Annotated in this window: 12 protein-coding genes; all 12 read right to left on the bottom strand. The window is 60.4% G+C overall.

Translation table 11 applies throughout. The features are described from left to right. Positions 1 to 14 precede the first annotated feature (14 nt). The 12 genes from ACO07N_RS22670 to nuoF all read right to left on the bottom strand — a co-directional run bounded on the left by ACO07N_RS22670 (position 15) and on the right by nuoF (position 13,843). Positions 15 to 1,694 (bottom strand): ribonuclease J, encoded by a 1,680-nt coding sequence (locus ACO07N_RS22670; RefSeq protein ID WP_421983197.1) that lies wholly within the window; start codon positions 1,692 to 1,694, stop codon positions 15 to 17. Positions 1,695 to 1,736: 42 nt separating this feature from the next. Beyond that, positions 1,737 to 2,510 (bottom strand): biotin--[acetyl-CoA-carboxylase] ligase, encoded by a 774-nt coding sequence (locus ACO07N_RS22675; protein WP_421983198.1) that lies wholly within the window; start codon positions 2,508 to 2,510, stop codon positions 1,737 to 1,739. 8 nt (positions 2,511 to 2,518) lie between these two features. Further along, entirely contained in the window at positions 2,519 to 3,958 is a 1,440-nt protein-coding gene (nuoN, locus tag ACO07N_RS22680; protein ID WP_421983199.1) for an NADH-quinone oxidoreductase subunit NuoN, read from the bottom strand. 22 nt (positions 3,959 to 3,980) lie between these two features. Continuing rightward, entirely contained in the window at positions 3,981 to 5,507 is a 1,527-nt protein-coding gene (locus ACO07N_RS22685) for an NADH-quinone oxidoreductase subunit M (protein WP_421983200.1), read from the bottom strand. Next, the gene (nuoL, locus tag ACO07N_RS22690; RefSeq protein WP_421983201.1) at positions 5,507 to 7,516 is read right to left on the bottom strand and encodes an NADH-quinone oxidoreductase subunit L; all 2,010 of its coding nucleotides are present in this window, start codon (positions 7,514 to 7,516) and stop codon (positions 5,507 to 5,509) included. Before nuoL ends, ACO07N_RS22685 begins: the two co-directional genes overlap by 1 nt. A gap of 6 nt (positions 7,517 to 7,522) precedes the next feature. After that, entirely contained in the window at positions 7,523 to 7,831 is a 309-nt protein-coding gene (gene nuoK / locus ACO07N_RS22695; protein ID WP_029063407.1) for an NADH-quinone oxidoreductase subunit NuoK, read from the bottom strand. 99 nt (positions 7,832 to 7,930) lie between these two features. Then, entirely contained in the window at positions 7,931 to 8,545 is a 615-nt protein-coding gene (locus tag ACO07N_RS22700) for an NADH-quinone oxidoreductase subunit J (protein WP_421983202.1), read from the bottom strand. Positions 8,546 to 8,636: 91 nt separating this feature from the next. After that, entirely contained in the window at positions 8,637 to 9,125 is a 489-nt protein-coding gene (gene nuoI / locus ACO07N_RS22705; protein ID WP_306143737.1) for an NADH-quinone oxidoreductase subunit NuoI, read from the bottom strand. A gap of 19 nt (positions 9,126 to 9,144) precedes the next feature. After that, entirely contained in the window at positions 9,145 to 9,381 is a 237-nt protein-coding gene (locus ACO07N_RS22710; RefSeq protein WP_421983203.1) for a hypothetical protein, read from the bottom strand. Beyond that, positions 9,378 to 10,436, bottom strand: coding sequence for an NADH-quinone oxidoreductase subunit NuoH (nuoH, locus tag ACO07N_RS22715; RefSeq protein ID WP_319382328.1), 1,059 nt, complete (start codon positions 10,434 to 10,436; stop codon positions 9,378 to 9,380). Before nuoH ends, ACO07N_RS22710 begins: the two co-directional genes overlap by 4 nt. A 15-nt stretch (positions 10,437 to 10,451) precedes the next feature. After that, positions 10,452 to 12,515 carry an NADH-quinone oxidoreductase subunit NuoG gene (nuoG, locus tag ACO07N_RS22720; protein WP_421983204.1) on the bottom strand — a complete coding sequence of 688 codons (2,064 nt, stop codon included), beginning with the start codon at positions 12,513 to 12,515 and terminating at the stop codon, positions 10,452 to 10,454. Positions 12,516 to 12,541: 26 nt separating this feature from the next. After that, entirely contained in the window at positions 12,542 to 13,843 is a 1,302-nt protein-coding gene (gene nuoF, locus ACO07N_RS22725; protein ID WP_319382330.1) for an NADH-quinone oxidoreductase subunit NuoF, read from the bottom strand. Between the last annotated feature and the right edge of the window lie 4 nt (positions 13,844 to 13,847).

Here is a 13,847-nt window from a genome sequence, read left to right on the forward strand (position 1 = left end):
GGCCACACACTGGATTATAGTTGGGTCACCATAACCTTGCAGAGCGTCTTTTTGCCCCACACGTCGAGTATCTCGGAACGCGCCGCCCGCCGGGCTGCTTCACCGACAAGGTCCTTGTCCTTGCGCCGCGCCTTCGGAATGCTTGTCACCGCACCGATCACGGCCTTGATGACAATGTCTTCCATCGGTTCGCCATCGTCATCCGTGTCCGGCAAACCCAACAGCGCAACGTCCGGATCGCTCAACAGATCTCCGGCCCGATTGACCACGAGTGCCACGATGGCCGCTCCGGCAAAAGAAAGCTTGCGCCGTTCTTTCACGCCGGTCACCTCCGGGTCGTCGAGAACGCTTCCGTCCTTGACCAGAATGCCCGACGGCGCCTCGTCGATGACGGCAGCCCTTCCTGCGTTCAGGCGTATGATGTCCCCGTTCTTGCCGCGGACCACTTCCGGAACACCCTGTTCCTTCGCAAACGCGGCATGCGCGGCAAGATGCAACGGCTCACCGTGAACGGGAAGCACGACTTTCGGGTTGAGCACTTTGTATAACTGTTCCAACTCGCCCCGGCGCGGGTGGCCGGAGACATGCACGAGCGCATCCTTGTCCGTGACGATGTCGATATCGTTGTCGGCGAGATTGTTGAGCACCTCGGCAACCGCCTTCTCGTTTCCTGGAATGGTGCGCGAAGAAAATATGACGGTGTCGTCACGGGAGAGCGCCACGTTACGGTGGTCCCCTGCCGCAATACGTGCAAGTGCGGCCCGGCTTTCGCCTTGCGATCCGGTGCACAGGAGAACCGTCTTGTTCCGGGGCAGATACCCGAATGCCTCTTCGTCGTGAAACTGCGGCAGCCCGTCCATGTAGCCGAGCTCGCTTGCCACCGCGATCACCCGGTGCATCGACCGCCCGACGATCACCACATCGCGGCCATTGGCCGCTGCGGCTTCGGCAACGGCGCGGATCCGCGCGACGTTGGACGCGAAGGTGGTCACGGCAACGCGTTGTTTGGCCCCGGCAATCACTTTTTTCAGTTCGGCGGCGACATCCCGTTCGCTGGGACTGATACCGTCACGCACCGCGTTTGTGCTGTCGCAGACCAGCGCCATCACGCCTTCCCGGCCGATCTCCGCCAGTCGGTCCAGATCGATGGGCAGACCGACACCCGGTGTCGGATCGATCTTCCAGTCGCCGGTGTGCAGAACGAGGCCGGCCGGTGTCCGGATCGCCAGGGCGCAAGGTTCGGGGATCGAATGCGCCATCGCGACGAATTCGACCTCGAACGGACCGATCTCGTGCCGCTCACCCTGTTTGACGATCGTGACGGGTACTTCTTCCGCGCCCGGCTCGCTCTCCGCCTTTGCGGCCAGCAGCCCGGCAGTAAACGCAGTTGCGTAAACCGGAACCTTCAGGAAAGGCCACAGGTGCAGAATGCCGCCATAGTGGTCTTCGTGTGCATGGGTGATGACCATGCCGGCAATATTGTCGACCTCGTCTTCGAGAAACTTGATATCGGGGAGAAGCACGTCGATCCCGGGCAGGTCAGGCCCAGCAAAGCTCACCCCGCAATCGACGATGAGCCAGGTCCGGTCATGTTCCGGGCCATAGCCGTAGAGACCGAGATTCATACCGATTTCACCAACGCCACCAAGCGGCAGGAACACGATTTCGTTTTTATTCTTGTTGGCCGAAGCCATGGATTGCTCCTTTAAACTTTGGAGCAGGCGGTTCACCGGAACTCAGTCACCGGGAAAGAAAACATCGCCTGCATAGAGGGTGCGTACGCTGCCGTCATCCTGCTTGAGGACCAGGTGGCCGCGCGCATCCAGATCGGCAAAAATGCCGGAAATTTCTTCTCTGGCTGTTTTTACGGAGATCTCTTTGCCCAGATGGGCCGCCCGATCGAGCCAGTTCTTCCGGATCTGTTGAAATCCCCCCGGTTCCCGCCATGTACCCAGATGCGCCGAAAAGGACGACGCGAGTGCCCCGAACATGCGCTCGGCAGACACCTGGAGCCCCAGGCTCCTCAGATCAGTCGCCTGGTACATTGCAAGTGGCGGATGGGAGATACAGTTGACCCCGAAACCGATAACGACCGCCTGACGGCCATCGGCGAGAATCTCCGCCTCAAGCAGGATGCCTGAGAGCTTCGCTCCATCGACCAGCAGATCATTCGGCCATTTCAGCTGCACCAGATGGAGTGTTCCGGCCGCTTTGTCAACTGCATCGGCAAGAGCCACCGCTGCCACGAGCGGCAATTCGCCGATCCGCTCGGCCGGTTTCGGGTCGATCAGCAGCAGGCTGGCAAACAGATTGCCGACCGGAGACGACCAGTCGCGCCCTCTGCGCCCCCGGCCTTCCGTCTGTTCTGCGGCACGGATCCAGAGATTGCCGCCATGCCCGGCGCGCGCACGTTCAAAACAGAGCGCATTGGTCGAACCGACGCTGTCCAGGTCTTCAAACAGAAAGTCCGGCGCACCTGGCGCCGGACGTTCAAGATGGTCCCGTGTCATCAGAGCGGTCAGAACAGCGACTGCGCAGCGGCGCTTGCCGCATTGACCACCTGTCCGGGTGCCAGCCAGAACAGAACGACGAACACGCTCGACAGACCAAGGACGACGCGCAACTCCATCGGCATGGCCTCGAAGCCTTCGACCGGCTCGTCGAAGAACATGACCTTGACGATCCTGAGATAATAGTAGGCACCGACCACGGACATCAGTACGCCGATGATCGCGAGCGGGTAAAGACCGGCCTCGACAGCAGCAACGAAGACGTACCACTTGCCGAAGAAACCGACCAGCGGCGGAATACCTGCGAGCGAGAACATCAGAAGTGCCAGAAGGATCGCCATCGGCAGGTTCGTCTGCGACAGTCCCGACAGGTCGTCAATCTCTTCGACCATGCCGTCCTTGCGCCGCATGGACAGGATGCAGGCGAACACGCCGAGCGTCATGCCGAGATAGGCGATCATGTAGAATATGACGCCTTCTACACCGGTCTGCGTGCCGGCGGACAGCCCGACCAGCGCGTACCCCATGTGACCGATGGAGGAATAGGCCATCAGCCGTTTCAGGTTGCGCTGCCCGATCGCGGCAAACGCACCGAGCGCCATTGAGGCAATCGAGACGAAAACAACGATCTGCTGCCAGTCGCTGGTAACCGGCTGAAACGCCTCGATCACGATGCGCACCATCATGCCCATCGCCGCGACCTTGGGCGCAGCGGCCAGGAAGGCGGTAACCGGTGTCGGTGCGCCCTCGTAGACATCCGGTGTCCACATGTGAAACGGAACGGCCGAAATCTTGAAGGCAAGGCCCGCCAGGATGAAGGTAAGACCGATCACGAGACCGATCGAAGCGCCGTCATGCGCCAGCACCTCGGCGATCGCCGCGAAGGAAATCTGGCCGGTGAAACCGTAGACCAGCGACATCCCGTAAAGCAGCATACCCGAGGAGAGCGCGCCCAGGACGAAATACTTGAGGCCGGCTTCCGTGGACCGCACGCTGTCACGGTTGATCGCCGCAACGACGTAAAGCGCCAGGCTCTGAAGTTCCAGTCCCATGTAGAGCGCGATCATGTCGTTTGCCGACAGCATTAGCATCATGCCGAGCGTGGCGAGAACGATGAGGATCGGATATTCGAAATGATCGAAGGACTGGCTCTTGGCATAGGCCCACGACATGGCGATGGCAAAGAACGACCCCGCCAGGACCAGCAGTTTCAGGAGATAGGCGAAATCATCGAGCACGAAGGACCCGCCGAAGGTTTCGCCGAAGCTCGGCACGAGCATGAGCACCAGGAAGCCGGTTCCGAGCAAGCCCATGGCCCCGCCGAAGACGACATAGCTGACGCCCTTTCCGCCGAACGCTCCGATCATCAGCAGCACCATGGCTCCGACGGCGAGGATGATCTCCGGCAAGACCGGCATGAGATCTGGCAATTGGCTCACATCTGACATAGCTCTGTCTCGTCCTCGAAACCTATTGTGCCGCTGCAGCGGCGGCGGCGTGCTGGGTGACCCCGGCCGCTTCAAGCGCTGCAGTGTACTGATTGATGAGATTGTCCACCGATCCTTGTGTCACATCGAGGATCGCCATCGGATAGAAGCCGAAGAAGATGGTCAGGATGATCATCGGAAACAGGATGACCTTTTCCCTGAGGTTCAGGTCCAGCATCGACTTCAGGCTTTCCTTCTCCAGGGCACCGAACACGACGCGGCGGTAGAGATAGAGCGCATAGGCGGCCGACAGGATGACGCCCGTCGTGGCAAGGAAGGCAACCCAGGTATTGACCTGGAAGGCGCCCATCAGCGTCAGGATCTCACCGACGAAACCCGAGGTTCCCGGCAGCCCGACATTGGCCATCGTGAAGATCAGGAAGGCAACCGCGTATTTGGGCATCCGGTTGACGAGACCGCCATAGGCGGAGATCTCGCGCGTATGCATCCGGTCGTAAATCACGCCCACACACAGGAAGAGTGCGCCGGAGACAATGCCGTGCGACAGCATCTGGAAGATCCCGCCCTGCACACCCTGTTCCGTCATCGTGAAGATGCCCATGGTGACGTAACCCATGTGCGCGACCGACGAATAGGCTATCAGCTTCTTGATGTCTTCCTGGGCAAGGGCGACCAGGGACGTGTAGATGATCGCGACCACCGACAGTGTGAACACGAAGGGTGCGAACATGTCGGACGCGATCGGGAACATCGGCAGCGAAAACCGCAGGAAGCCGTAGCCCCCGAGCTTCAGGAGGATACCCGCCAGGATGACGGACCCGGCCGTCGGCGCTTCCACGTGCGCGTCGGGAAGCCAAGTGTGTACCGGCCACATCGGCATTTTCACGGCAAAGGAGGCAAAAAAGGCCAGCCAAAGCCATGTCTGCATGCCGCTCGGGAACGAGTGTGCGAGCAGCTTCTCGATATCGGTCGTGCCCGCGTTCCAGTACATCGCCATGATCGCGATCAGCATCAGGACGGAGCCGAGCAGCGTATACAGGAAGAACTTGTAGGACGCGTAGACGCGGCGCTTCCCGCCCCACACACCGATGATCAGGAACATCGGAATGAGGCCGGCCTCGAAGAAGATGTAGAACACGAAAAGGTCGAGCGCGCAGAAGACACCGATCATCAGCGTTTCCAGCACCAGGAACGCGATCATGTATTCCTTGACCCGGTTCTGGATGCTCTCCCAGGAGGCGAGAATGCAGAACGGCATCAGGAACGTCGTCAGGATCACGAACAGCACCGAAATGCCGTCGACGCCCATCTTGTAGCTGATGTCGCCGCCGAGCCAGTCGCGGTTTTCCACGAACTGGAAGCCCGGATTGGCGTAGTCGAAATTGCCCCAGATGAACAGCGACAGCAGGAACGTCACGCCGGTCGTGACCAGGGCCACCATCCGGATGTTTCGTTTGCTGCCCTCGTCGTCGCCCGGCACCAGGAGGATGAACAGGACGCCGAGCAGCGGCAAGAAGGTCGTGAGTGACAGAATTGGCCAGTCAATCATTAGTGTGCACCCCCGCCGGTGCCAGTACCGGTGAACATCGACCAGGTGATGAGCGCAGCCACACCGATCAGCATCGCAAATGCGTAGTGATAGAGATATCCGGTCTGAAGCCGGACGACCCAGGACGTGACGTTCTGGACCCGTGCGGAAATGCCGTCCGGTCCGAAGCCGTCGATCACGGTCCCGTCACCCTTCTTCCAGAGCGCGCGGCCGATCCACATGGACGGACGGACGAAGAGGAAATCGTACAATTCGTCGAAATACCACTTGTTGAGCAGGAACTTGTAGAGCCCCTGGTGCCGCGCCGCGAGCTGCTTTGGCATCTCGGGCGAGCGAATGTAGAACTGGTACGCGACCAGGAAGCCGAGCACCATCATGACGAAAGGCGAGACCCGCACCCACGCCGGCACATCGTGCATGGCATGAAGAACGTGGAGGTCGCCGAACGCAGGAAGGGACCCGTTCCAGAACGCCGTGTAGGCGTCTTCGGAATAGAAGAACGAGTTGTAGAAGACCATGCCCGCAAGGACCGCCCCGATCGACAGAACGAACAGCGGCACGGTCATCACCAGTGGCGATTCATGGACATGTTTCATCACGTCAACCGGCGCGCGCGGTTTGCCGTGGAAGGTCATGAAGGTCAGCCGCCAGGAGTAGAACGAGGTGAGAGCGGCGGCAATGACCGTCAGCCAGAAGCCATAGAGCGCCATAGGGTTTGCGTGCTCTCCGCCTGCCCCTGCAAAGGCCGCCTCGATGATCCCGTCTTTCGACACGAACCCGGCGAAGCCGATATGCGTAAACGGAATGCCGACACCGGTGAGCGCCAGCGTGCCGATCATCATCGTCCAGTAGGTGATCGGAATGTGCTTCCTGAGCCCGCCCATCTTGCGCATGTCCTGTTCGTCGGACACCGCGTGGATCACCGAACCGGCACACAGGAACAGAAGCGCCTTGAAGAAGGCGTGCGTGAACAGGTGGAAGATGCCGATCGAATAGGCACCGACGCCGAGCGCCACGAACATGTAACCGAGCTGGGAACAGGTCGAATAGGCGATCACGCGCTTGATGTCGTTTTGAACCAGGCCAACGGTCGCCGCGAAGAACGCCGTTGTCGCGCCGAAGAAGACAATCACGGTCAGCGCCGTTTGCGACAACTCCATCAGCGGAGACAGACGCGCCACCATGAACACGCCTGCGGTCACCATCGTCGCCGCGTGGATGAGCGCGGAAACCGGTGTCGGGCCTTCCATGGCGTCGGGTAGCCAGGTGTGCAGCAGGAACTGCGCCGACTTGCCCATCGCACCCATGAACAGGAGCAGGCAGACAATGGTCATCGCCCCTTGCGGATCGAGTTGGTAACCGAGGAACGTCATGACCGGCTCCTGGCCCTCGATGAAGGACGGAGCGTCATTGAAGATGGTCGTGAACTCGATGGTCTGGAAAAGATAGAAGACACCGAAGATGCCAAGTGCGAAGCCGAAGTCGCCCACGCGGTTGACGACAAATGCCTTGATCGCCGCCGCGTTCGCGGACGGCTTCTTGTACCAGAAGCCGATCAGCAGGTAGGACGCCAGACCAACCCCTTCCCAGCCGAAGAACATCTGCAGCAGGTTGTCGGCAGTCACGAGCGACAGCATGGCGAAGGTGAACAGCGACAGATAGGCAAAGAAGCGCGGGCGGTGCGGATCGTGATGCATGTAGCCGATCGAATAGACATGCACGAGCGCGGACACCGTGTTGACAACGACCAGCATGACGGCGGTCAGCGTGTCCACCCGAATGGACCAGGCCACCTTCAGGTCGCCGGCATCAATCCAGCGGAACAGCTCGACAATCTGCAACTCGGAACCGCCGAGCCAGAATCCAAAGAACGTGATCCACGAAAGGATTGCCGCGAGAATGACCAGGCCGCTTGTGATGTACTCGCAGGCTTTGTCCCCGATGACGCGGCCGAACAGGCCGGCGATCAGGAAGCCGATAAGCGGGAGGAACAGGATTGCGGAATACATCAGGTCCTACCCCTTCATCACGTTGACGTCTTCCACGGCGATGGAGCCGCGGTTTCGGTGGAACACCACCAGGATCGCCAGCCCGATCGCCGCTTCGGCGGCAGCAACGGTCAGAACCAGCATCGTGAAGATCTGTCCCATGAGGTCGCCGAGGAACGAGGAAAAGGCGACGAAATTGATGTTGACCGAAAGCAGCAGCAATTCGATCGACATCAGAATGACAATCACGTTCTTTCTGTTCAGAAAGATCCCGAAAATCCCGATTGTGAACAGGATCGCCGCGACCGAAAGATAATGCGACAGACCGATTTCCATGGGCGCCTCGCCGTGCTCCCCTCAATTACCCCAACCGGGAACCGCACGGAGGAGCGTGCCGGTTTCCGGACTATTCTCAAGTGACGCGGAAGCCCCGCGTCAGATTCCCTTGCCCGTCTCCACCTTGCGGACCTCGATGGCGGCTTCACGCGTACGCCCCACCTGTTCCGGAATGCTTTGACGTTTCACATTTGGTTTGTGGCGCAGCGTCAGCACGATCGCGCCGATCATCGCCACCAGCAGCACCAGGCCCGCCACCTGGAAGAAGTAGATGTACTTCGTGTAGAGAACCGAGCCGATCGCTTCGATATTGCTTGTCTGCGCCAGGTCCGGCGTCGGTTCCGCCCCATGGCCGAGCACGCCCGGCGCAATGAACCAGGCCCCCAGTGCCATCAGCAGTTCGACCATGAGGATCAGGCCGACCAGGCCGCCGATCGGCAGATACTGAAGGAAACCCTGCCGCAATTCGACAAAGTCGACGTCCAGCATCATGACGACGAAGAGGAACAGCACCGCGACCGCGCCCACATAGACCACCACGAGCAGCATCGCGAGGTATTCCGCGCCAAGCAACACGAACAGTCCGGCAGAGTTCACGAAGGCCAGAATCAGGAAAAGGACCGAGGTCACCGGGTTCCGGGCAGCGATCACCATTAACCCAGACGCCAGCGTGACACCGGCAAAGAGGTAGAAAAAGAGGGCTTTAAGGATCATATCAAGAACCTGCCTGTCGTGTGGCCGAACCGGCCGAAGATGCGCGGTCCGACCGGATTGCCGGGCCAGCGCCGAAGTAGTCGGTTAGCTCCTAACGGTAAGGAGCATCCATTTCAATGTTGCGCGCGATTTCGCGTTCCCAGCGGTCCCCGTTGGCGAGCAGCTTTTCCTTGTCGTAGTAAAGCTCTTCGCGGGTTTCCGTGGCGAACTCGAAATTAGGCCCCTCGACAATCGCATCCACCGGGCAGGCTTCCTGGCAGAAGCCGCAATAGATGCATTTGACCATGTCGATATCGTAGCGCGTCGTCCGCCGCGTTCCGTCGTTACGGCGCGGACCAGCCTCGATCGTGATCGCCTGCGCGGGGCAGATCGCCTCGCACAGCTTGCACGCGATACAGCGCTCTTCCCCGTTCGGGTAGCGGCGCAGCGCATGCTCACCCCGGAAACGCGGGCTGACAGGCCCTTTCTCGAACGGGTAGTTCACGGTCGGCTTCGGTTTGAAGAAATAACGCATCGCCAAAAAGAACGCCGACACGAACTCCTGCAGAAACAGCGATTTGGCGGCCTGGTTAAGTCCCATCGCGTTTGCCTCTCCTTGATCAACCAGCCAGCTGGCTGGCGGCCCAATAACCGATAACCGGGAAGCCGATTATCGGAACTCCAAAAATCAGTGCGCCGAGGGGCGCCTTGTACCTGGCCGCAGCGCCACCGTCACCGCCTGCCTGTCTGTTCTTCATCTCCGATGCCTGAAGGATTCCCTTCAGGATCCTGTAATCGATCCAGCCGACATAAAGCCCGACCACGGCACCGATCACACCGGCAATCGAAACGCTCACGCCGCGCCCGGTGCCCAGCCGGTTGCCATCAGGACGGCGGCAACCACAACGACCATCGCCAGCGACAGCGGCAGGAACACTTTCCAGCCCAGGCGCATCAGCTGGTCATAGCGGTAGCGCGGCACCATTGCCTTGACCATCGCGAACATGAAGAACCCGAGAAGGCACTTCAAAATGAACCAGACGACACCCGGAACCCAGGTGAACGGAGCGAAATCAAAAGGCGGCAGCCATCCGCCCATGAAGAAGATCGTCATCAGGGCGCACATCAGGCAGATGGCGACATATTCCCCGAGCATGAACATCATGTACGGCGTGGAGCCGTATTCCACCATGAAACCGGCAACGAGTTCCGACTCCGCTTCCGCAAGGTCGAATGGCGGCCGGTTCGTCTCGGCAAGGGCGGACACGAAAAACACCACGAACATCGGGAAGAGCGGCAGCCAGTACCAGTTCAGGAAGGACAGCCATGGCACGCCGAGCATGGTCGCCAGACCCGTCTGCTGCGCCTCGACGATACCGGTCAGGTTCAACGTGCCGGCGCACAGCAGAACCGTGACGATCACGAAACCGATGGAGACTTCGTAGGAAACCATCTGGGCCGCGGACCTGAGCGCGGACAGGAATGGATATTTCGAGTTGGACGCCCAGCCACCGATGATCACGCCGTAGACTTCAAGTGACGAGACCGCGAAAACGAACAGCACGCCGACATTGATGTTGGCAATGACCCATCCGTCGGCAACGGGAATGACCGCCCACGCCGACAGCGCCAGCAGAACCGAGATCAACGGTGCCAGCAGGAACAGGATCTTGTTGGAGCCGTCCGGGATCACCGGCTCCTTCAGAACGAATTTCAGGAGATCGGCAAAGCTCTGCAGCAAGCCCCAGGGACCGACCACATTCGGACCGCGGCGGATCTGAACGGCTGCCCAGATTTTGCGATCTGCGTACAGAATGTAGGCGACGATCACAAGAAGCACGACCATCAGCAAAATGCTTTGGAAGGCGATCCAAAGGAACGGCCATCCATAGGTCGTCATGAAATCAGCCATATCGGTCCCCTGCCTCTATTCAGCTGCTTCTGCGGCCCGCGATTGCGCGAGCGCCGAGCACTCGGCCATCGTCTTCGAGGCGCGAGCAATCGGATTGGTCAAGTAAAAGTCAAGGATCACGTTGGCGAAGCCGGCGCTGTCCATCGTTGCGGATGCATCCGCCAATTTGTCCAGATCCGCAGCGTCGCCTGCCTCGATCGCATCGATCCCCGTCATGAGAGGATGCGCTTCGAACAGTTTTGCGCGCAATTCGGCAAGTGAATCGAAATCGAGCGTCTGGCCGAGATTTGCGGAGAGCGCCCGCAGGATCGCCCAGTCCTCGCGCGCATCACCCGGAGGAAACGCGGCGCGGTCGGCCATCTGAACCCGGCCTTCTGTGTTCACGTAGATGGCGGACTTCTCGGTATAGGCCGCACCCGGCAGGATCACGTCCGCACGATGCGCGCTGCGGTCGCCATGCGTGCCCTGGTAGACGACGAACGCACCGTCCGGAACCTCGACTTCGTCGACGCCGAGAAGGAACAGGACATCAAGCGCGCCTGTTTCCAGCATTGCCCCGGTGTCCTTGCCGCCTTCACCCGGCACGAAACCGATATCGAGCGCGCCGACCTGGGACGCTTCGGTGTGCAGGACGTTGAACCCGTTCCAGCCGTCCTTGATGACGCCGAGGGATTTCGCGGCCGCCAGGATGTTCGCCAGAACCGCCGCGCCATCCGGACGGTTCAGGGCACCCTGCCCGACGATGAACATCGGCCGCTCGGCCTTGGCCGGAGCGTGATCGACAAACTGCTTCAGACTGTCCGGACCGGCGCCGAGATAGGTGACCGGATAGGTCAGGTCGGCATTCTCTCCGATGAGGCCGATCTGGATATCGCCCTGTGTCCACCGCTTGCGGATCCGGGCATTAAGAACCGGAGCTTCCTGACGGGGATTGGTGCCGATCAGCATGATCGCGTCAGCCTCTTCGATCCCCTGGATCGAGGAGTTGAAGAGATAGCTCGCCCGGCCGTTTTTCGGATGAAGCGGTGACCCGGGGAAGCGGCTGTCTATGTTTTCGACACCGAGTTTGCCCATCAGGCTCTTCAGCGCGAACATGTCCTCGACACCAGCCAGCTGCCCGGCGAGCGCACCGATTTTGTCCGCTGTCGTTCCCTTGACCTTTTCCGAAATGAGCTGGAAGGCCTCGGACCAGGAAACCGCCTGCAGCTTGCCGTCCTTGCGGGCATACGGACGATCGAGGCGCTGGGTCTTCAGACCGTCCCAGATGTAACGCGACTTGTCGGAGATCCACTCCTCGTTGACGTCCTCGTTCAGCCGCGGCATCACCCGCATGACTTCCTTGCCGCGGGAATCGACCCGGATCGCGGAGCCGACCGCATCCATGACGTCGACGCTTTCGGTCTTTGTCAGTTCCCAGGGACGCGCATGAAATTCGTAAGGCTTGTGGGTCAGCGCACCGACCGGGCACAGATCTGCCACATTGCCCTGCATTTCGGAGGAAAGCGCCGCTTCCAAATAGGTCGTGATCTCGGCGTTCTCGCCGCGCCCGACCAGCCCCATGTCGGTGACGCCGCACACTTCGGTGGTGAACCGGACGCAGCGCGTGCAGTGGATGCAGCGCGTCATGATCGTCTTGATCAGCGGGCCGATTTCCTTGTTCTCGACCGCACGCTTGTTCTCGTGGAAGCGGGACCCGTCGACACCATAGGCCATGGCCTGGTCCTGCAGATCGCACTCGCCGCCCTGGTCGCAGATCGGACAATCCAGAGGATGGTTGATGAGCAGGAATTCCATCACGCCTTCGCGTGCCTGCTTGACCATCTCGGACTTGGTTTCGACAACGGGGGGCTCGCCGTTCGGGCCCGGGCGCAGATCCTTGACGCCCATGGCACAGGACGCCGTCGGTTTCGGCGGGCCGCCCTTGACCTCGACGAGACACATGCGGCAGTTGCCGGCAATCGACAGCCTGTCGTGATAGCAGAAACGCGGAACTTCTGCGCCCGCCTCTTCACAGGCCTGCAGCAGCGTGTAGTCCGCCGGAACTTCCACTTCCTTGCCATCAATGATGAGCTTCGTCATCCGTTGCTCTCCAAATCCCGTTCCGCTTACTCAGCCGCCACCATGGTCGAAGACGACTTCGACTTGGCGACATAGTCATCGATGCGCTGTTCGATGACCGGCCGGAAATTCTTGATCAAACCCTGGATCGGCCACGCAGCCGCGTCGCCGAGCGCGCAAATTGTATGGCCTTCGACCTGCTTGGTCACCTTGAAGAGCATGTCGATTTCCTCGTAGGAAGATTCGCCCTTCACCATGCGTTCCATGACACGCCACATCCAGCCCGTGCCCTCGCGGCACGGCGTGCACTGGCCGCAGCTTTCGTGCTTGTAGAAATAGGACAGCCGCGCGATCGCCTTGATGATGTCCGTCGACTTGTCCATCACGATCACCGCAGCGGTTCCAAGACCGGATCCCATGCCGCGCAGCGTGTCGAAATCCATCGGCGCATCCTTGATCTCGTCCGCCGTGCAGCACGGCACGGACGACCCGCCCGGGATTACCGCGAGAAGGTTGTCCCAGCCGCCGCGAATGCCGCCGCAATGCTTGTCGATCATCTCGGAGAACGGAACGCCCAGTTCCTCTTCGAAGGTAGCCGGCTGATTGACGTGTCCGGATACGCAGAAAAGCTTGGTCCCGGTGTTGTTCGGACGGCCAAGAGCGGAAAACCAGGCGGCCCCGCGGCGCAGGATCGTCGGCGCGACCGCGATCGATTCCACGTTGTTCACCGTGGTCGGGCAGCCATAAAGGCCAACATTGGCGGGAAACGGCGGTTTCAGGCGGGGCTGACCCTTCTTGCCTTCCAGACTTTCCAGCAGAGCTGTCTCTTCGCCGCAAATATAGGCCCCGGCACCGTGGTGCACGTAGATGTCGAAATCGTAGCCGTTCTTGTTGTTCTTGCCGATGAGGCCCGCGTCGTAGGCCTGATCGATTGCCGACTGCAGACGCTCACGCTCGCGGATGAATTCGCCGCGGACGTAGATGTAGGCGGCAACGGCATTCATCGCGAAACCGGCGACAAGGCACCCTTCCACCAGCGTGTGCGGGTCGTGGCGCAGGATTTCCCGGTCCTTGCAGGTCCCGGGCTCCGACTCGTCCGCATTCACCACGAGGTAAGCCGGCCGTCCGTCGGATTCCTTGGGCATGAAGGACCATTTCAGGCCAGTCGGGAAACCCGCGCCACCGCGGCCGCGCAGGCCCGAATCCTTCATTTCCTGGATGATCCAGTCGCGTCCCTTGTCGAGCAGTGCCTTGGTGTTGTCCCACTGGCCGCGCTGTTTCGCGCCTTCCAGACCCCAGTCATGCAGACCGTAAATGTTGGTGAAGATCCGATCCTGATCTTTCAGCATCTCT

Origin of the sequence: Roseibium sp., assembly GCF_965229775.1 — a bacterium.
Taxonomy (GTDB): domain Bacteria; phylum Pseudomonadota; class Alphaproteobacteria; order Rhizobiales; family Stappiaceae; genus Roseibium.